The organism is Sphaerisporangium album, from assembly GCF_003323745.1.
Taxonomy (GTDB): domain Bacteria; phylum Actinomycetota; class Actinomycetes; order Streptosporangiales; family Streptosporangiaceae; genus Sphaerisporangium; species Sphaerisporangium album.
In genome coordinates this window covers 83,411-100,757 of record NZ_QOIL01000003.1, presented here as the reverse complement: position 1 = coordinate 100,757, position 17,347 = coordinate 83,411, and the positions used below count along the sequence as shown (strand labels likewise).

19 protein-coding genes are annotated in these 17,347 nt (G+C 70.8%); 11 read left to right on the top strand and 8 right to left on the bottom strand.

Features of this window, described 5'->3' with window-relative positions; all coding sequences use genetic code 11:
• Positions 1-87: 87 nt before the first annotated feature.
• Positions 88-2,412: an amylo-alpha-1,6-glucosidase gene (locus DQ384_RS05660; protein ID WP_245966265.1), complete on the top strand. Its 2,325-nt coding sequence runs from the start codon at positions 88-90 to the stop codon at positions 2,410-2,412.
• Positions 2,413-2,572: 160 nt separating this feature from the next.
• Positions 2,573-3,388: an MFS transporter gene (locus DQ384_RS05655; protein WP_220182793.1), complete on the top strand. Its 816-nt coding sequence runs from the start codon at positions 2,573-2,575 to the stop codon at positions 3,386-3,388.
• Positions 3,389-3,919: 531 nt separating this feature from the next.
• On the opposite strand, the gene DQ384_RS05650 is transcribed toward DQ384_RS05655, so the two are convergent.
• The gene (locus DQ384_RS05650; RefSeq protein WP_114027641.1) at positions 3,920-4,117 is read right to left on the bottom strand and encodes a DUF397 domain-containing protein; all 198 of its coding nucleotides are present in this window, start codon (positions 4,115-4,117) and stop codon (positions 3,920-3,922) included.
• Between the two features lie 12 nt (positions 4,118-4,129).
• Positions 4,130-4,963, bottom strand: a complete 834-nt coding sequence (locus DQ384_RS05645; RefSeq protein ID WP_114027640.1) for a helix-turn-helix domain-containing protein — start codon at positions 4,961-4,963, stop codon at positions 4,130-4,132.
• Between the two features lie 170 nt (positions 4,964-5,133).
• Here DQ384_RS05645 and DQ384_RS05640 point away from each other — a divergent pair, with 170 nt between their 5' ends.
• Positions 5,134-5,316 (top strand): hypothetical protein, encoded by a 183-nt coding sequence (locus DQ384_RS05640; RefSeq protein WP_147268663.1) that lies wholly within the window; start codon positions 5,134-5,136, stop codon positions 5,314-5,316.
• A gap of 2 nt (positions 5,317-5,318) precedes the next feature.
• On the opposite strand, the gene DQ384_RS05635 is transcribed toward DQ384_RS05640, so the two are convergent.
• Positions 5,319-5,594: a GntR family transcriptional regulator gene (locus DQ384_RS05635; RefSeq protein WP_114027638.1), complete on the bottom strand. Its 276-nt coding sequence runs from the start codon at positions 5,592-5,594 to the stop codon at positions 5,319-5,321.
• A gap of 255 nt (positions 5,595-5,849) precedes the next feature.
• On the opposite strand from DQ384_RS05635, the gene DQ384_RS05630 reads away from it, so the two are divergent.
• The 8 genes from DQ384_RS05630 to DQ384_RS05595 all read left to right on the top strand — a co-directional run bounded on the left by DQ384_RS05630 (position 5,850) and on the right by DQ384_RS05595 (position 14,766).
• On the top strand, positions 5,850-6,278 hold the full coding sequence (locus DQ384_RS05630) for an ATP-binding protein (RefSeq protein WP_114027637.1): 429 nt from the start codon (positions 5,850-5,852) through the stop codon (positions 6,276-6,278).
• A gap of 266 nt (positions 6,279-6,544) precedes the next feature.
• Positions 6,545-6,823 carry a hypothetical protein gene (locus tag DQ384_RS05625; protein WP_114027636.1) on the top strand — a complete coding sequence of 93 codons (279 nt, stop codon included), beginning with the start codon at positions 6,545-6,547 and terminating at the stop codon, positions 6,821-6,823.
• A 129-nt stretch (positions 6,824-6,952) separates the two neighbouring features.
• Positions 6,953-8,821 carry a hypothetical protein gene (locus tag DQ384_RS41015; protein ID WP_181871046.1) on the top strand — a complete coding sequence of 623 codons (1,869 nt, stop codon included), beginning with the start codon at positions 6,953-6,955 and terminating at the stop codon, positions 8,819-8,821.
• 3 nt (positions 8,822-8,824) lie between these two features.
• Positions 8,825-9,247 carry a hypothetical protein gene (locus DQ384_RS05615; RefSeq protein WP_114027635.1) on the top strand — a complete coding sequence of 141 codons (423 nt, stop codon included), beginning with the start codon at positions 8,825-8,827 and terminating at the stop codon, positions 9,245-9,247.
• A 4-nt stretch (positions 9,248-9,251) separates the two neighbouring features.
• The gene (locus tag DQ384_RS05610; protein ID WP_114027634.1) at positions 9,252-9,638 is read left to right on the top strand and encodes a hypothetical protein; all 387 of its coding nucleotides are present in this window, start codon (positions 9,252-9,254) and stop codon (positions 9,636-9,638) included.
• Positions 9,638-11,938 (top strand): sulfite exporter TauE/SafE family protein, encoded by a 2,301-nt coding sequence (locus DQ384_RS05605; RefSeq protein ID WP_114027633.1) that lies wholly within the window; start codon positions 9,638-9,640, stop codon positions 11,936-11,938. The genes DQ384_RS05610 and DQ384_RS05605 overlap by 1 nt, the downstream gene beginning before the upstream one ends.
• A gap of 208 nt (positions 11,939-12,146) precedes the next feature.
• On the top strand, positions 12,147-12,389 hold the full coding sequence (locus tag DQ384_RS05600) for a hypothetical protein (RefSeq protein ID WP_114027632.1): 243 nt from the start codon (positions 12,147-12,149) through the stop codon (positions 12,387-12,389).
• A gap of 145 nt (positions 12,390-12,534) precedes the next feature.
• On the top strand, positions 12,535-14,766 hold the full coding sequence (locus DQ384_RS05595) for a DNA translocase FtsK (RefSeq protein ID WP_342769368.1): 2,232 nt from the start codon (positions 12,535-12,537) through the stop codon (positions 14,764-14,766).
• 212 nt (positions 14,767-14,978) lie between these two features.
• Here the strand turns inward: DQ384_RS05595 and DQ384_RS41010 are convergent, their stop codons facing one another.
• The 5 genes from DQ384_RS41010 to DQ384_RS05575 form a co-directional block, all read right to left on the bottom strand.
• Complete coding sequence (locus tag DQ384_RS41010; RefSeq protein ID WP_181871045.1) at positions 14,979-15,143, bottom strand: hypothetical protein; 165 nt, start codon at positions 15,141-15,143, stop codon at positions 14,979-14,981.
• A 248-nt stretch (positions 15,144-15,391) separates the two neighbouring features.
• Entirely contained in the window at positions 15,392-15,706 is a 315-nt protein-coding gene (locus DQ384_RS05590) for a hypothetical protein (RefSeq protein WP_114027630.1), read from the bottom strand.
• Between the two features lie 59 nt (positions 15,707-15,765).
• On the bottom strand, positions 15,766-16,050 hold the full coding sequence (locus DQ384_RS05585) for a hypothetical protein (protein ID WP_147268662.1): 285 nt from the start codon (positions 16,048-16,050) through the stop codon (positions 15,766-15,768).
• Positions 16,047-16,376 (bottom strand): hypothetical protein, encoded by a 330-nt coding sequence (locus DQ384_RS05580; RefSeq protein ID WP_147268661.1) that lies wholly within the window; start codon positions 16,374-16,376, stop codon positions 16,047-16,049. Before DQ384_RS05580 ends, DQ384_RS05585 begins: the two co-directional genes overlap by 4 nt.
• A 128-nt stretch (positions 16,377-16,504) precedes the next feature.
• Complete coding sequence (locus DQ384_RS05575) at positions 16,505-17,341, bottom strand: helix-turn-helix domain-containing protein (protein WP_281274010.1); 837 nt, start codon at positions 17,339-17,341, stop codon at positions 16,505-16,507.
• Positions 17,342-17,347 lie beyond the last annotated feature (6 nt).

Below are 17,347 nucleotides of genomic sequence, written 5' to 3'. Positions count from 1 at the left end.
GCGAGCCGCACGCGACGGTCATGTCACCGGCCGTATCGCAATGACGTCCCCCACGTACCCCCACTGTTCTCCCCCGGAGGCCCATCGGTGTTCGACGACGCAGTGACCCCCGAACCCGCCGGCGTGGCAGACCTCTCGTCCGCCTCCGAGTCTCCTCTCCCCGCCCCCGCCGTCCCGGACGGGCACCGCGAGGGCCGGGCGCCCATGCCCGGAACCGCTCCCGGCCCCCTGGGTGACACCGCCTCCGAGGCCGCCCACGACACCGGCGCCGAGACCTCGCGTGGCGCCGCCTCCGACGTCGTCCCCGGCGCCGACGAGGCCCCGCGCCGCTACCAGCCCCTGCTGCACGATCTGGTCGTCGCCGTGCTCGCCCCCACCAGCGCGCTGAGCGGCGCCGACGGTCAGATCCGCCCCGGCGGCGTGCAGGGACTGTTCCACGCCGACGTCCGCGTGCTGTCCGAGGCCACGCTCCTGCTGGACGGCCGCGAACCCGAGCCGATCGGCCACGCCCTCACCGGCCCCGGCGGCGCCCGGTTCGTCGTCCTGCCCCGCTGGCTCGGCGACCCCGGCCCCGACCCCACGGTGCGCGTGGACCGCTCCCGCCACGTCACGGCCGAGGGCATGACCGAGACCATCGACATCGTCTCGTCCGCCGACACCCCCGTGACCACGACCGTCACCCTCGACCTGCGCTGCGACTTCGCGCCGATCGAGACGGTGAAGTCCGGCGGCGGCGCCTCCCCGTTCCCGGCCTGGACTGACCGCCCCGGCTGCCTCGCGTGGGAGTCCGAGGACGACGTCCGCGTCACCGCGACCGGCGACGACGCCCACGCCGACATCCGCGCCCCCCGCCTGCGCTGGGAGATCACCCTCCCCCCGCGCGGCCGGACCACCCTGCGCTGGCAGGTCGAGGTCGACGACCCCAGGGCCGTCGTCACCACCCCTGCCCGCCCCGTCGAGTGGGGCGCCGCGCGGGTCACCGCCGACGACCACCGCCTGACCCGCCTGTTCGACCGGTCGCTGGACGACCTGCGCTCGCTGCGCCTGGCCGAGACCGGCGCCCCGCGCGACACCTTCCTCGGCGCGGGCGTCCCCTGGTTCCTCACGTTGTTCGGCCGGGACAGCATCTGGGCCGCCCGCATGCTGCTTCCCCTCGGCACCGACCTCGCCGCCGGCACGCTGCGCGTCCTCGCCCGCCGCCAGGGCGTCCGCAGCGACCCCGGGTCCGGCGAGGACCCCGGCAAGATCATGCACGAGCTGCGGCGGCACGATGTCGTCCTGTCCGGGAACGGCCTGCGCCTCCCCGCCGCCTACTACGGCACCATCGACGCCACCCCGCTGTGGATCAGCCTCCTGCACGACGCCTGGCGCTGGGGCATGCCCGAGGACGAGGTCGCCGCGCTGCTCCCGGCCATGGAGGCCGCCCTCGAATGGCTCGCGGGCGACGCCGACGCCGACCGCGACGGCTTTCTGGAGTACATCGACACGAACGGGCACGGCCTCGCCAACCAGGGGTGGAAGGACTCCGGCGACTCCGTCCGCTTCCGCGACGGCCGCCGCGCCGAGGCCCCGATCGCGCTGGCCGAGGTGCAGGGGTACGCGTACGAGGCGGCCGTGAACGCGGCGGCGCTGCTCTCGGCCTTCGGGCGGCCCGGCACGGATCGTTGGCGCGAGTACGCCCAGGGGCTCGCCGAGCGGTTCCGTGCGCGCTTCTGGGTCGACGGCCCGCACGGCGCACACCCGGCCCTGGCCCTCGACCGCGACAAGCGTCCGGTCGACGCGCTGACCAGCAACATCGGCCACCTGCTCGGCACCGGGCTGCTGTCGGCGCAGGAGTCGGCCGCCGTCGCCGCCCTGCTGGGCTCGCCCGCGATGGCCGAGGGCTTCGGCGTGCGCACGATGTCCTCGGGCGATGGCGGCTTCAGCCCGCTGTCCTACCACTGCGGCTCGATCTGGGCGCACGACACGGCCATCGTGATCGCGGGCCTCGCCCGCGCCGGGTTCGGCGCCGAGGCCGCCCGCCTGGCGGAGGGCCTGCTCGCCGCCGCCGAGTCCTTCGACTACCGGCTCCCCGAGCTGTTCTCCGGCGACGCCCGTGACGCCGTGGTCCGTCCCGTCCCCTACCCCGCCGCCTGCCGCCCGCAGGCGTGGTCGGCCGCCGCCGCCGTCACGATCGTCCACGCGGCCCTCGGCCTCCACCCCGACGTCCCCGCCGGCACCGTCTCCCTACGGCCCTTGGCAGGCGCGCCCCTCGGCGCCCTCACCGCCCGAGGCTTCAGGGTGGCCGGCACCGAGATCACCGCCGAAGTCGACAGGACAGGCCACGCCACCCTCACCAACCTCCCACCCACCCTCACCACGACGGCGCGCCCCCTCCACCAGAACCCCGACGACCTTCTCCCCGCGGGGTAGTGGTGCGAAATACCCCGATATAAGTGGACAGTGGTGACATCGATCTTGGCGAAGAGTCGGGTTCGCCGGTGAGAAAGCCGGCGAGCCGGCTGTTGCGGGGCGGCCGTCCTGGGTAGAGGTGCCGGCGGTGAGCTGGTCGTCTCCCGGTGAGGAGGGCCCCATGGCCGTCGCCCCTGGCGTCCCCGTGCCGCGTACGCCATGGAAGGCGGTGGTCGGCGGGTCCATCGGGAACATGGTCGAGTGGTACGACTGGTTCGCGTACGCGAGCTTCGCCACGTACTTCGCGGCCGCGTTCTTTCCCGACGGGAACGCCACGGCGCAGTTGCTGAACACGGCGGGCATCTTCGCGGTCGGGTTCTTCATGCGGCCGGTCGGCGGATGGCTGCTCGGGCGGTACGCCGACCGCAAGGGACGCAAGGCCGCGCTCGCGCTCACCGTCACGCTCATGTCGGTGAGCGCGCTGCTCATCGCCGTCGCCCCGACGTACGCGCAGGTGGGGTACTTCGGGGCCGTCGTGCTGCTCGTCGCGCGGATGCTCCAGGGCCTGTCGGTGGGCGGTGAGTACGCGGCGAGCGCGACCTACCTCACCGAGGCGTCCCACCCGCGCAGGCGCGGGTTCTCCTCCAGCTTCCAGTACGTCTCCATGACCATCGGCCAGCTCATCGGCCTCGGCCTGCTGATGGTCCTCCAGCGCACGCTGAGCGACGACGCGCTGCACTCGTGGGGCTGGCGCGTCCCGTTCGTCGTCGGCGCGGCCGGGGCCGCCGTCGTCTTCTACATCCGGCGCGGCCTGCTGGAGACCGAGGCGTACGAGGAGGAGAGCGGGGAGGGGCGGCGCGGGACGATCCGGCTGCTGCTGGAGCACAAGCGCGAGTTCGCCCTGGTCATGGCGCTGACGATGGGCGGCACGGTGGCGTACTACACCTACACCACCTACCTGACCAAAAAACTCTCTGTACCGCAAGTTGACGTTTAGGCAGGTAGCAGAGGGTGCGCTGGCAGAAGCGTTGGAACGAGTGAAAAAATCGGCGACTTCGTTAAGTCGTTCCGACAAATTGCATTGTCAACCAGTGATGGGACCTGCAATATCTCCTGATACGGACCGCCGCATACGCCGTCCCCTGTCGGGAGGGGATCCTCGGCATATGCGGCGGCCCTGGGGGCGTGGCCCGCTTGCAGGGGATGCCGGGCCACGCCCCCTCGACTGCGCTGGTGGTCCCAGACGTGTGCGATTGGGATGCGTGGTCGCGCAGCCGTGAGAACGGAGAGTAACTCTCCTGATGCCATTATCGCATTGTTAGGGCCCAAACGAGGCGAAAAGTGCTGGACTGGGGCTGTGCCAGCCTGATTGCGCTATGTGTCTGTCCGAAAGCATTTTGGCGTGACGCAATACCGTCTTGGGTACAGTCTCGACTCGCCCGCAGAACCGACCTACGATCAGCCCTGCGTGGACAAAACGACAGCCCCCAGCGTGCCGCCGGGGGCTGTCGCCATGTGAGACCGCGGCTCAGGAAAGCTCGCCGCGCCTGACGCCGGCCGTGAACTGCTCCCACCCGCCGGGGGTGAAGCTCAGCACCGGACCGGTCGGGACCTTGGAGTCCCGGACTGCCTTGCCGCCATCGGGCAGCTTGGCCACCTCGACGCAATTTTCGCCGTTCGTGCTGAACGTGCTCTTGCGCCAGGCGAGCTGGTTGCGTGGACCCATTTCCTCGCCTTCCTACTTCAGTTGATCCTGCAGCTCGGCCATGCGGCTGAGACTCTCTTCGCTGGTCAGCGCCGACTCGATGATCCTGCTGAATATGATCGTGTACTTCTGCACATCGGCGGGGTTCTCGAGAAATAAGGAGCTGACCGCAGCCTCAAGGTAGACCAACGGAGGGTCTGTCTGTGAGGCGAAGTCCAGTATGCAGAACGCGCCGGCTATTGCCGCGTGCGCCCCCACGGTGTTGGGCAAGAGTTGGATGGTGATCCGCGGCCAGGCGGCCATCTCGATCAGGTGGCGGATCTGGGCCCGCATCACCTCGGGCCCGCCCACCATGCGGTGGAAGGCGGCTTCGTCGATGACGCACCAGAATTCGGGCGCGTCGGCGCGCCGCAGGATCTGCTGGCGGGCAAGCCGTGCTTCGATCTTGCGTTCGATGATTCCGGGGCTGTCAGGCTCTGCGCCGAGCATGATGGCTTTCACGTAGTCCGGTGTTTGCAGCAGCCCGGGCATGACGTTGCTCTCGTAGGCCCGGATGAGCGTGGCGGCGTCCTCGAAGGCGGGGTATGACGCCGGGAAGATGTCCTTGTAGGCGGCCCACCAGCCCTTGGCCTTGGTTTCTCGGGCCAGGTGGAGGAGGGCTTCCCGATCATCTTCGTGCACGCCGTAGTAGTCCAGGAGCCTGGTCACGGTGCCGATGTCGGCTTTCTTCCACTTGGCCAGCTCGTAGTAGGTCAGGCGGCCAGCCGACCACTCCATCGCTTCGGTGACATCCGCCACCGTGAGCTTGCGTTCTTTGCGCAGGCGGACGAGCTCTTGGCTGAGTCGGCGTAGTTGGACGGAGCTCATGGCCGCCCTTCCTGGATAACGGACAAACCAGACATTTCTAATATGCAAACTTCACTATTGAAATTATACGCGCCGCGCGTCACTATGGGTATGCCCAAGAGCCACGTCTAGTGAGGTCGATCAGTATGTCACCCGCCGCAGACCCCGCCGCAAGCCTGCGGGAGGCCTACGTGGACTGGAACATCTTCCAGACCGCCGGCGGCAGGTGGTGGGCGATCAATCGACGCGCCGACCATGCGCACCTGACTCGGAACGCGTGCGTCTGCGTCGCGAGCCTCGACGCAGACGACCTCGGCGGCTTGACCGTTCTGCTGGCTCAGCAGGGCGCCTGTCATCCGTTGGTGGCGGCGTGAACCTACTCCTCCGGCAGGCGCCAGTTCTCCGGTGGCAACACCGACGTGCCGACTCCTGGGTCGATCTTGAGCATTCCCATCGCGACCAGGTGGCCGACCGCCTGGCGGATCACGTCCCGGGAGACGCCGAACTCCTGCTCGAGCTGCCTCTGGCTGGGGATGCGTTTCCTGGAGCGGTATCGACCGCTTTCGATCCGCTCGCGGAGTTCTTGGGCGAGCTGCTTCCACTTCGCCGAGTCTTCGGCCCAGACGGGCTCCCCGCGGTCCCATTCGATCATGAAGCAGACGGTAGAGGGGCACCCCCGTGCCCCCTACTCCGTCCCCTGGAGCCCCCCGGTACCCCCGGGTGCCCCCCGGTGCCTACCAGAGCCTTCCACTGGCAGGGCGGAACCCAGGCACCCCGTCGCCGGAGTACACCGGCCGCGACCGTCTATCCCTCCTGCGGCGCACGGTGCCCTACCGCAGGAGCCCGCGCGATCCCGGGCACACCTCTCCCCCGGGCGGGTGCCCGGGGATCGCCCACGGAGCGACACATGCGACACCACCGCTGGGACTTACCCGCCGACCTCGGCGCCGTGCCGAAGGTCCGCGAGCTCGTCTGCGACACGCTCACCAGCTGGGGCGCACGGCCCGAGAGCGTCGACGACGCCGTCCTCATCTTCGACGAACTGTGCGCCAACGCCTTCCGCCACGGCAGTGCCCCGGTCAGCGTGCTCCTGTACTTCACCGGCGAGGAGATCTCCGGCGAGATCATCGACACCGGCGAGTTCTTCGTGCCCCGCCGGCGCCAGGTCGGCCTCAGCGAGGAAAGCGGCCGCGGACTGCAAATAGTCGAGACGCTCGCCACCACGTGGGGCGTCCGGCCCCTCCAGGTCGGCGGGAAATCGGTGTGGTTTCGCCTGGTGCACAGCCACGACGGCCACGTGGCACACACCCCCATGATCTGCGGTTTGTCCACATAGCAGGGGAGGGACAAGCCGCTGGGTGGCCCCCCTTGGACTGTCGGGGTTCAGGGTGGGGTCACCCTCCACAAACCGGCGGGAGATTCCCGCCACCGGCCCGGGGATTCCTCCCATCCTCGGGCCGGCGTCAGCGTCCGGCCGGGGGTGCGCCTCCTTTCCACCACCTCCGGGAGGCAGCTCCCGGCCGGGCCCCGAACGGTTCCCACGCGGCACTCGCCCACTGGGAGCCCATCCGTTTACGAGCCCCCAGGCACCAGGAGGCCTATATGACCACCCCCGCCAGTTCCCTGTCCTCGGCGCCGCCGCTTGCCCAGCCGACCGTCGAGCTGTTCTACGTCATCACGATCCAGGCGCAGGTGGCGGTCGACCTCGGGGACGAGAAGGTCACCAAGACGGTCATCGAGACCATCTCCAACGACATTTCGGTCCAGACCGGGATGCCGTCCATGGAGCTCTTCGAGTTGGTCCGCGGCCGGTTGGTGCCCGAGCCGCTGCGGGACGGCATCGTCCTGCACTACAGCACGCACCCGCGATTCGTCGTCTGACGTCTCCCGCCCGCTAGACGCAGAAAACCCCCACCGGCGGGCCAACGCCGGCGGGGGTCCTCCAACAACCGGACCCCTTCCGTGAGAGGCCCGATTCAATTGCAGACCGTAACCGACATCTACGCGTGGGTGGTAGCGAAGTTGGCCGCCGTACCCACGTGGATCTGGATGCTCATCATCGTGACCGCCACGGTCACCGCCACCGTCTTCGTCGCCCGCGGCGCGAAGCGAGGCGTCATGCTCCTCGCGCGGCGCGCCCGGTCGATCGACCGGCCCGGCGAGGACATCCTCACCATCGTCGCCGCGTCCATCGCGACCGGCGTGTCCGCCCAGGGCATGTGGCGGTTCTCTGGCGACGTCCTCGGCTTCGACGGCGTGCTGCAGGTCCTGCTGTTCGCCTTCATCGAGGTCGCGGTGATCACCAGCGCAGTGCGCGCCCGCCGCAACTCCCGCGAGAACTACTCGGCCGGCATCGACGGCATGGCGGTGTGGGTGCTCACCGGCCTGTCCGCGGTGCTGTCCAGCCTGGACGCTCGCAGCCTCGCCGAGGCCATCTTCCGGCTCGCCGCCCCGCTGGTCGCCGCGTGGCTGTGGGAGCGCGGCATGGCCATCGAGCGGCACCGGCGCACCGGGCTGAAGAGCATCAACTGGCGGTGGACGCCCGAGCAGCTGCTGGTCCGCCTCGGCCTGGCCGAGGCCCGCGGCCGCACGGTCAGCGAGGTCGACACCCGCCGCCGCCGCTTCCGAGTGGCGCTGGCCGCCAAGCGCCTGCGGGTACTCCGCGGCGTCGAGGCCTCCGACCGGAAGCTGCGCAAGGCAGTGGCCCGGCTGGACCGGCGGCTGGAAGAGCTGATCGAGCACACGGACTTCGCCCAGAACCCCGAGCAGCAGGAGGCCCTGCTGGATGAGACCGGCACGCTCTTCGGCAGCGAGGCGCTCGCCGAGCTGCGCGCCGCCCCGGTGTGGAGCCGCCGCCAGCACCCCGCGCTGCCGGCCGAGCCGGAGATGCCCGACGACGTGGTGGCCGAAGGAGACGAGGCGGTCAACAAGTACCGCCAGGCGGGGAGGACGAAGATCCTGCCGTTCCTGGTCCCGGCGTCGCGCACGCCGCGATCCAGCGCGGTGCGTGAACCGGTGAGCACGATCGTGAGCACCACAGCGCGGCCGGTCAACGGTCACTCGCACACGCCGCCGCGCACGAACGGCGGCCCCGCGACCGCGCTACTGGACCCGCCGCTCGTGCGCGAGCCTGTGAACGTCCTGCCTGTGGAGGACTGGCCCCTGATTGATGGGGACGTGCTCATCATCTCGGACACATCCAGGCACACAGAGACGCGCACGGGTGAGGGGCCGAGTGCTGCGCAGATCGGTGAGCGCGAGCGTGCGGAGCACCGGCAAGGCGGCACCGGCGGTGAGCAGGCGAATCACACGGAAACCGTAACTGGGAGTGTGAGCATCGGCGGGCCGTCCGCGGATGGCCCAGCGCCCACGTCGTCCGAGCCCACGGCCGCCTTAGGCACCGCCGGTCGGGCCGATCGGCCAGTGAGCGACGCCGTGAGCACTCCGGTGCCCGGTCAGGCGCAGCCCATCCATGACGACGCCCTCACGACCTCGCACACCACCCCGCCCACCGAACCTCCACCGGCGAGCGGGGACGGCGGTGAGCAGAACCGTGAGCAGAAGACCCAGGGCGAGGGTGAGGACGGCCAGACGGAGAACGAGGAGGAGGCCGAGGAGGAGGGCGGCAAGGTCGACCGGGAGCTCAACCGCACGGCCGAGGAGTGGATCCGCGGGCGGTGCCGCGCCGGCCGTAGGCCCACGCACGCTGCGGTGGGCACCAGGTACGGCCGCAGCGCCGGATGGGGCGGCCTGAGGGTGAAGGCCGTCCAGAGGCGGATGCGCGAGCAGGGCTACCGCTTCGAGGAGGACGGCACCGTCCATCCGCCCGCTCGGCCGCAGACGGCCGACGACGCGCCCAGCGGCAGCACGGAGAGCTGACCTGTGATCACCACCGTCGTCCTCATCATCGGGGCGGTCCTGGCCGGGCGGCGCCGCTCGCAGTACGACGGCGTCCGCCCGGTCATCTGGTGGCGCGAACAGCGCATGTACCGCCGGAGGCGGCACATCGTCGCGCGGCTCGTGGCGGCCGTCCTTGGCGCCGGCCTGCTGGTCGGGTCGGTCGTCGTGCTCTTCGGCCTGGCCGGGATCCTGGCGGCCGCCGCGCTGGCGGCGGCACTCCTGGCGGGCCTGTGGTACCTGCTGCGGCTCGCAGCCCGCGCCATCGCTCCGCGGATCCTGCCCATCGAGCGCACCGACCTGGACCTGCCCGAGCCGACCACCCCCTTGCCCGGCATCTGCCCTGGCCCGGCGCCCTTCACGCACAACGCCGGGTGCGACACCAACCCTCTGAACCTGGAGGTCTAACCCAATGGCACGCCGCGCGGCGGACCTGGTCAAAATCCCTACCGGCAGTCCTGAGCAGGTCAGGAACTACTGCCGCACCGCTGATGAGGTCCTGGGCGACCTCGCCACCGAATTCGAGTGCCGCCGCCGCGAGCTCGCCAAGAAGATATTCGCCCTGCTCAAGCACGCCCACAAGAAGGGCATCGGCAGCGGCAGCGACAAGTGGCTGCGGTCCATGCGGATCACCATGGGGCTGATCACCGCGGCGCTGGCGGTGCGGGTCGCCCGGCATGCCGTCCGTGGCGTCTACCCCATGCTGGAGAAGCTGGCCGGCGTCGAGCTCGATGGGCTGCGGGACCTGAAGTACGGCCGAGGTAAGTGGCGGTCGCCCGAAGATCCGATGGACGTGTGATGGCCACGCTCAGCAACAAGTCCCTGCGCGAGGCGGCTCGCGCGGCCCGCGCGGAAAAGCGGCTGCGCGGCCAGCTCGGCGGCCTGGGCGGTGAGCTGTCGCAGGCCTGGCGTGCGCTCGCCCCCTGGGCGCTGCTCGCCACTGCGCTGGGCGGTGCTCCGCTGGCGTGGTTTCTCGCCCAGCTGGCCGACGCCCAGGTGTTCACCGCGATCTGCATCGCGGTCGTCGGCATCATCCTGATCGCGGTGTCGCTGCACCTCACCCGCGGCCGTATGACGCTGAGCCGCGCCCACGAGCTGTTCAACTTCGCAGCCCCCATCGCGGTCATCGCCTACACCGTCGCCTGGGGGCCGAACCGGTTCGTGTTCATCTGGGCCGGGATCTTCGGCGTCGGCTCGGCGATCATCTGGAATCGGCGGCACACCTCCACCGCGCTGCGCGAGCTGGAGCGCACGGCGGGCGGGGGCGCCGGCACGGTGCCGCAGCGATGGCGGGAGTTCGCGCAAGAGCACGCTCCCTCGCTCATCGACGCCCGCATCACGGTGATGAGGGACGACGATGACGAGCTGGCCGTCGGTCTGGACCTCGGCGAGGGCGGAGTACCCTCCGATGTCGGGCCGCTGCTGGAGCGCATCACGCGCTTCGCCGATGGGATCGCCGGGGGCGCCTCGCTGCTGGTGGGCGACAGGCTCGACCAGGTGCTGGTGCGGGTCGCGCGCCGTGACCCGCTGAAGAAGCCACGGCCGTGGCAGGGCCCCAACGCGCCCGGCGGCAGCATGCTGGAGCCGATCGAGGGGATCGCTCGCTACAAGGACCTGGCCGAGCTCAGCCTCACCCTGCCCTACCGGGCGCCTCGCGCGCCGGACGAGAACCCCAAGATGCAGAGTCACCTGGGCATATACGGCATGAGCCGGGCAGGCAAAGGCGCCGCCGGTGAGCTCCTGGACGTCAACATCGCCACCCGCAAAGACGCCATCCTGGTGGTCTGCGACGCGGTCAAGGCCGACCAGCAGACCGGCCCCATCGCCGAGGGCGCCGACTACGTGCTGGACACCGCGCCGCAGATCCGCGCGTTCTTCCACCGCTTGGTGACCGCCACGATCCCGACCCGGGCCGCCGTCCTGGGCGACCCCACCCGCAACCTGCTGGGGAAGCGGTGCAGGGAGTGGGAGCCCGGGTGTGGCCTGTCCTGGGTGGCGGTGCACGTGTACGAGGCGGCCGCGCTGTTCGGCAACACCGACATGACCAAGCTCACCGAACGGGCCGCCTCGGTCGGCATCGAGATCATCGTCGAGGTCCAGAAGGCCATCCACGACCGGGTCGACACCAACGCGCGTTCCAACATGGCCGCCATGCTCGTGTTCGGCACGTTCAACTTCGACGATGCCGCCTTGGTCTTGCCCGCAGAGCTGATCGAGCTCGGCGTCAATCCCGGCGTCTGGCAGAACAAACAGCCCGGGACCTGCCTGGCCGTGTTCCCCGAGTTCACACTCGCCCGGCAGGCGACCCCGCTGCGGTTCGACCGGCACGCCTCCGACGGCTCCGACGTCGAGGCCGCGCTGCGCGAGTACATGCACCTGGCCGGCCCGTGCGACCCGTGGACCGCCAAGACCTGGGGCGAGCCCTACCAGCAGTACCGGGCCAAGGTCGAAGCCCAGCGCGGCCGCCGTCCCAAGACCCATGTCCTGGCCGGTGCCGTGCTACTCGATGAGTGCCCGAGCACGCCGGTGGGGTCGGCGTCCGCCGTCGTCCCTGCGCCCCGGCCTGCTCACACGACCGAACCGGCCGAGGAGATGCTCCAGCCGGACCCGCCGGAGGAGCAGCCCGAGGTCACCCCTGAAGAGGCGCGCGCCGAGCTGGAGCAGGCAGCCGAGGAGGTGGTCGGCGAGATGGCCAAGGCCCTGGGCGATGACCCTCAGGCTCGCGAGATCCTCGACCAGGCCGTCGACGGCATCGAGCAACTGGACACCGATCCCGCGCCGCAGCTGGGCGTCCCCCGGGCCGACGATGTGGCGTTCCCCGACGATCCGGATGAAGAGCACTTCACGCCGATCGTGAGTCGGGATGAGGCGCTGGACATCCTGCTGGACGTCCTGTCCACCGACATCGGCGAGGGCAACACCTTCCGGCCCGCGGACCTGTACGACGCCCTGGAACGGCGGGCCCGCCGCGGCGACTCCTGGGTCCGCAAGTGCATGAAGACCCTCACCCAGTGGGGGTGCATCCAGGACACCGAAGGCCACGGCCAGTACCAGGTGCTCAGCACGCGCCGCGGCGACCACGAAGACCACGCACAGTGACCGTCGGGCCGCCTGTGACGCGGAACTGTGACACAAGATCACGTCACAGTTCCGCTGACCGCAGACGGCTGTGACGGCCCCTCCCCCTTAAAGACACCAGGCCGCACACCCCGAACGTCACAGTCGGCGTCACGGTCCGCCCGGCGCCGTGCACGGCTCGGCGGCCGCGCACGGACCGTAACCACGGATGATCACGAATGGAGATCCGATGCTCCCCCTGAACCCCCGCAAGATGCGGCCGCTCGGCCCTCGTCGCCCGCCCCGGTCCCACTCCCCGGCGCGCCCGCCCCGCCGGCCCCGCGTCCTGTTCGTGGCCGCGGCCATGGCGCTGGCCGGCGCGGTGTTATTCGCCCCGCCCTGGCAGCTGCGCCTCGGGGCCGCGGTGCTCCTGGTGCTGCTGATCCTCTTCGCGGTCTTCCTGTCCTGGGGGAGCGGCAATGCCCGCCCGTAAGCCCCCCGCCCGTGGCGCCCGGGCTGCGCGCCCTGCCCGCCCGGCCCAGTCCCGGCGGGCGTCGGCGCCGCGGCCGGCCGCCGCGCGCCGGTCGCGATCGGCCGGGGGAGGAGCCAGGCGCGCCGCGATCAAGATCTTTTACGCCGTGCCCGGCGGCATCGGGCACACCGTCCGCGCCGCCACCGGCGGCCCCGAGCACGTCGACCCCGCCCACCGCCGCGACGGTGCCGCGCTCGCCCTGGCCGCCGCGGCCGCCGCCATCTGCGCCCTGGGCGACGGCCACGACATCGCCCCGCTGCGCCTGCTGGCCACCGGCCTGCAGATCCTCACCGGCTGGCCCCCGCTGGCCGCGCTGCTGCTGGCCTGGACCGCGCTGCGGCTGTGGCGCCGCCCCGACCAGCACCAGGCCACCCTGCGCCGCGGCATCGGCCTGACCGCCCTGACGATCGCCATCCTCGGCCTGGCCAACCTCCTCCACGGCGTCGGCGGAGTCCCCGACGGCAGCGCGAGGTCCTGGCGGGACCTGGCCGACGCCGGCGGGCTGCTCGGCCTGGTCATCTCCTGGCCCGCCCCGTACATCTCGCCGATCCTCACCGCGGTGCTGGCGATCGCGCTCGGCGTCTACGGCGTACGCATGATCCGCCCCCAGCCCGCCGACCCACCGGCCGACGCCCCACCCGCGCCGGAGGCTCCCCGGCGCGCCGCCCGCCCCACGGCCACCCCGCACATGCCGCACCTCGACCCCGACCCGGGCCCCGTCGACGAGGCCGGGCACGAGCCCGGCGAAACCCGCGTCGTCGAGGAGCCGGCACCCACCGGCCGCGGCGACCTGAACACGGCCGCGGCCCCCGCCGAGCACCCGCAGGACCCCCCTCAGGACGACCCCAGGAGCCCCACCAGCCCCGCAAGGCCCGGCACGCCACCTCCGGGTCCCCGCTACGCCGTCCCGGCCCTCAGCACCCTCCGCAGAGGCGCGGCGCCCCGGCCGCAGACCGCCGCCAACACCATGGTCGTCAACGCGCTCAGCACCGTGCTGGAGGAGTTCGCGATCGACGCCGCGGTCACCGGCTTCACCCGCGGCCCCACGGTCACCCGCTACGAGATCGAGCTCGGCCCCGCCGTCAAGGTCGAGAAGATCACCGCGATCACCAAGAACATCGCCCTGGCCGTCAAGTCCGGCGACGTGCGGATCATTTCCCCGATCCCCGGCAAGGCCGCCATCGGCGTGGAGATCCCCAACACCGACCGCGACCGGGTGCTCCTGGGCGACGTTCTGCGCTCGCAGGTGGCGGCCGCCGCCCGCCACCCCCTGGTCGTCGCGCTCGGCAAGGACGTCGAGGGCGCTTCGGTCATCGCCAACCTGGCCAAGATGCCCCACCTGCTCATCGCCGGAGCGACCAGCGCCGGCAAGTCGGTGTGCGTCAACGGGCTGATCTGCTCGGTGCTGTCCCGCGCCACCCCCGAGCAGGTCCGCATGATCCTCATCGACCCCAAACGCGTCGAGCTCGCCGCCTACGCCGGTGTCCCGCACCTGCTAGTCCCGATCGTCACCCAGCCCAAGAAGGCCGCCGAGGCCCTGGCCTGGGTCGTCGGTGAGATGGACCGCCGCTACGACGACCTCGCTGCGGCCGGTGTCCGCCACATCGACGAGTACAACGCCGCGGTGCGCGCGGGCAGGCTCGGTGACCGCACGCCGCACTCCTACCTGCTCGTGATCATCGACGAGCTGGCCGACCTGATGATGGTCGCCCCCCGCGACGTCGAGGACTCGATCGTCCGCATCACCCAGCTCGCCCGCGCCGCCGGCATCCACCTGGTCATCGCCACCCAGCGCCCCTCGGTGGACGTCGTCACCGGCCTGATCAAGGCCAACGTGCCGTCCCGGCTGGCGTTCGCGACGTCCTCGCTCGCCGACTCCCGGGTCATCCTGGACCAGCCGGGCGCCGAGAAGCTCGTCGGCCAGGGCGACGCGCTGTTCCTGCCCATGGGCGCCAGCAAGCCGATGCGGCTGCAGAACGCGTTCGTCTCCGAGAAGGAGATCCACGACGTCGTCGCGCACTGCAAGGCGCAGATGCAGGTGGAGTACCGCGACGACGTCGCCGCGACCGCGACCGCCAAGCGCGAGATCGACGAGGAGATCGGCGACGACCTCGACCTGCTGGTCCAGGCCGCCGAGCTCATCGTCACCACGCAGTTCGGCTCCACCTCGATGCTCCAGCGCAAGCTGCGCGTCGGCTTCGCCAAGGCCGGCCGCCTGATGGACCTGCTGGAGAGCCGAGGCGTCGTGGGCCCGAGCGAGGGCTCCAAGGCGCGCGAGGTCCGGGCGAAACCCGACCAACTGCCCGAATTACTCGCCCATCTCAAAGGAGAGAAGTAGCGGCAGAAAAGGAAGAGTTCGGCGAGAAGGCAGATTTCGTTGTCAGACAGAGAGCTACTGTCGCGGAGGCTGGCCTGCCATATTCTCGTCGTCCTCCATACGAGTCGCGCGCCAGCTTGGGCGGGACGGCGCACGGTTCCCTGGGCGGATCCCCACACAACCGTGCGCCGCCCCTGACCCGCCCGACCACCAACGCGGCCAGGCGGGAGTCTCTACCACCGGGCGCGGCGCACTCGTCGCGCGGCCGCGCGGCCCCTGCGCCGGTTGCGCTCCTTCAACCACGCCGTCATGTGCCCGGAGTCGTACCACCAGCCGAGCCCGATCGGCACCCACGAGAGCAGCACCATCGCGATGTCCTCCAGGCTGACCTTAGGCATGTGTCTCCGTTCTGATGGGGATGGAAGCGCGGCGGCGCGCCCCGACACCCGGCGAGGGAGAGGTGCACGCCGCCGCGCCATATCCGCTGGCCTTCCTTCCGGACGCGGCCGACGGGAGTCGCACAGTGTTGCCGCTGGTGTGCGGCGGACGACTGGGAGCCGTGTGCTGCCGCGCCGAGGTTCGCGCGGGCCGCCGCACACCAGCCCCGCCTGGCCGTTCCCCCACGGACACGACCGGACGGGAGTTCCTACCGGACCCGCCCAAGGAGGAGGCGTTCCCACAGCCTTTCGGCGCCGGCGTACCGCATCGGTCCGGTCGAGCTGATCGTCGGGGTCCGCGCGGGGGACTGGCGGGCCTCGCGGCGTATCCATGCCCGTCCGCCGCCGACGACCAGGTAGTAGACGACTAGGCGGCACTCACATGTCCAGCGCAGTACCCGCGGCCGGTCGGTGTGCGGCCAGTACGGCATCCAGCGCAGCCGCTCGGCGGGCCTGCCGGCCAGGTGGTGGACGTGCGGCCCGTGGTCGATGTACCCCTCGGCCGCCTTCATGGCCTCACCCATGCCGGCTCCGGTGCGGCGGGTGCAGCGGAGCCCGCCTGGCGACCACACCGAACTGGACATCAGGCATGCGCGCACACCCTCTTCGGGTGCCTGAGCGCCGCGGCGATGTCGTCCTGGACGGCGACCTCGCTCACCAGGTCCACCAGAGTGCGCCGGGCGATCGAGGGGAGCAGCCCCATGATGCGCTCCTCGGTGGTCAGGCAGGCGTGGCGAAACGCCCACCACCCGCCGTCGCCGCCGTCCGAGCGCGTCATCTGCGTGATCCGCCAGGCCGGGTAGTCCTGGCCGAGATCGGCAGGGCGGACCTGGACGGTCCGATGGGCGCGTCGCGTGATGGCGGTCACGCCACCCACGCCCACTGCCCGCCGAGGGACACCATCGCGCCGAGCTCGGCGTCGCGCATCTGCTCGCGCAGCTCCTCGACGGTGGCCGCGCGGACCTGGAGCGGGGAGTCGGCGCGCCAGGTCGCGATGGCCACGAAGCGGCGCAAGCCGACGCTGTAGTAGATGTGCCAGCCGGGCTCGACCTGGTCGAGCTGCGCGGCGGTGGCCGTCTTAGCCAGGTCCCAGCGCCGCGGCGACACCTGCTGGCGCGGGGCGCCCTGCCGGTGACGTCCTACGGGGTCCTGTGCGCGGGTGCGCGGGCGTATACGCGGGCCTCTAAGCTTCATCGCGGATCGGACCTCCATCCGATCAAGGGTCCGTCTGGTCGTTCTGAGCGCCAGGCGGACCCGCCTTCGTCTGGGTCCGATACTCAGCAGCCACACGTGCGATGCTCAACGACATTTCCTGAGATTTCTTAAAGATCTTCGGTGGCTGTCCTGATCAGGTCAACGGCCGCCTGCCCATACACGGCAAGCTCGGCGATTCCGTCGAAATGCCGCTCGTACATGGCGACCTCTCGCGGCTGCGTGATGTTCAGGCCAGCGGTGACCGTCTCGGTCATGACGAGCCGCGCATCGAAGATCCAGTAACCAGCGTGGGGCCCGAGCTCGTAGTCCGCCGGGCGCGGGACCACGCCGAAGCGCAGCCTGGACAGCGCGGCGATCTCGTTGAGGAGGTGGACGAGCTGGCCGTGCATGACCTCAGAGCCGCCCACCCGCGTGTACAGGGCCTGTTCGGCCACGACGATGTGAAACCGGCGGTCACCCATCCGGAGAATGGTCTGACGCCCCAGACGGGCCGCTACAGCCGCTTCCAGGTCGTTGGGTGCGTCGTAGAACTGGGCGGAACGCGCCATGATGACCCGGGCGTACTCGCGGGTCTGCAGGAAGCCGGGGATGTGGAACGGCTCGAAGATGCGATACAGGCGGGTGGAGAGATCCTCGGTGCGCAGCACGCTCTGGACCCGGCGCTGGCCTCCCCGCATCTGTCTGCGCCATTCGAGATACTGCGCCTCGATGGCGCGTACCGTGGCGATCAGCTCCGGTATCTGGTCCTCTGCATCGCACACCCGGCACCAGGTGCGGATGTCGTCCTCACTGGGGTTCTGCTGGCCGTGCTCCAGCTTCGACACCTTGGGAGGCCGCCAACCGGCCCGCATGGCAAGTTCCCGGCCCGTGAGTCCCGCGTCTTGGCGCATCTCGCGGAGGCGGGAACCTAGCGCCTGGCGGGCCTGGTCGGTTGGCTGGGACACGGTCGG

What these genes read in the sequence shown, in the direction of transcription:
- DQ384_RS05590 (WP_114027630.1), bottom strand. Translation starts at nt 15,706, where the DNA reads ATGGGTGAGGCCATGAAGGCGGCCGAGGGGTACATCGACCACGGGCCG.
- DQ384_RS41010 (WP_181871045.1), bottom strand. Translation starts at nt 15,143, where the DNA reads ATGCCTAAGGTCAGCCTGGAGGACATCGCGATGGTGCTGCTCTCGTGG.
- DQ384_RS05610 (WP_114027634.1), top strand. Translation starts at nt 9,252, where the DNA reads ATGGCACGCCGCGCGGCGGACCTGGTCAAAATCCCTACCGGCAGTCCT.
- DQ384_RS05655 (WP_220182793.1), top strand. Translation starts at nt 2,573, where the DNA reads ATGGCCGTCGCCCCTGGCGTCCCCGTGCCGCGTACGCCATGGAAGGCG.
- DQ384_RS05650 (WP_114027641.1), bottom strand. Translation starts at nt 4,117, where the DNA reads ATGGGTCCACGCAACCAGCTCGCCTGGCGCAAGAGCACGTTCAGCACG.
- DQ384_RS05635 (WP_114027638.1), bottom strand. Translation starts at nt 5,594, where the DNA reads ATGATCGAATGGGACCGCGGGGAGCCCGTCTGGGCCGAAGACTCGGCG.
- DQ384_RS05630 (WP_114027637.1), top strand. Translation starts at nt 5,850, where the DNA reads ATGCGACACCACCGCTGGGACTTACCCGCCGACCTCGGCGCCGTGCCG.
- DQ384_RS05645 (WP_114027640.1), bottom strand. Translation starts at nt 4,963, where the DNA reads ATGAGCTCCGTCCAACTACGCCGACTCAGCCAAGAGCTCGTCCGCCTG.
- DQ384_RS05625 (WP_114027636.1), top strand. Translation starts at nt 6,545, where the DNA reads ATGACCACCCCCGCCAGTTCCCTGTCCTCGGCGCCGCCGCTTGCCCAG.
- DQ384_RS05600 (WP_114027632.1), top strand. Translation starts at nt 12,147, where the DNA reads ATGCTCCCCCTGAACCCCCGCAAGATGCGGCCGCTCGGCCCTCGTCGC.
- DQ384_RS05605 (WP_114027633.1), top strand. Translation starts at nt 9,638, where the DNA reads ATGGCCACGCTCAGCAACAAGTCCCTGCGCGAGGCGGCTCGCGCGGCC.
- DQ384_RS05580 (WP_147268661.1), bottom strand. Translation starts at nt 16,376, where the DNA reads ATGAAGCTTAGAGGCCCGCGTATACGCCCGCGCACCCGCGCACAGGAC.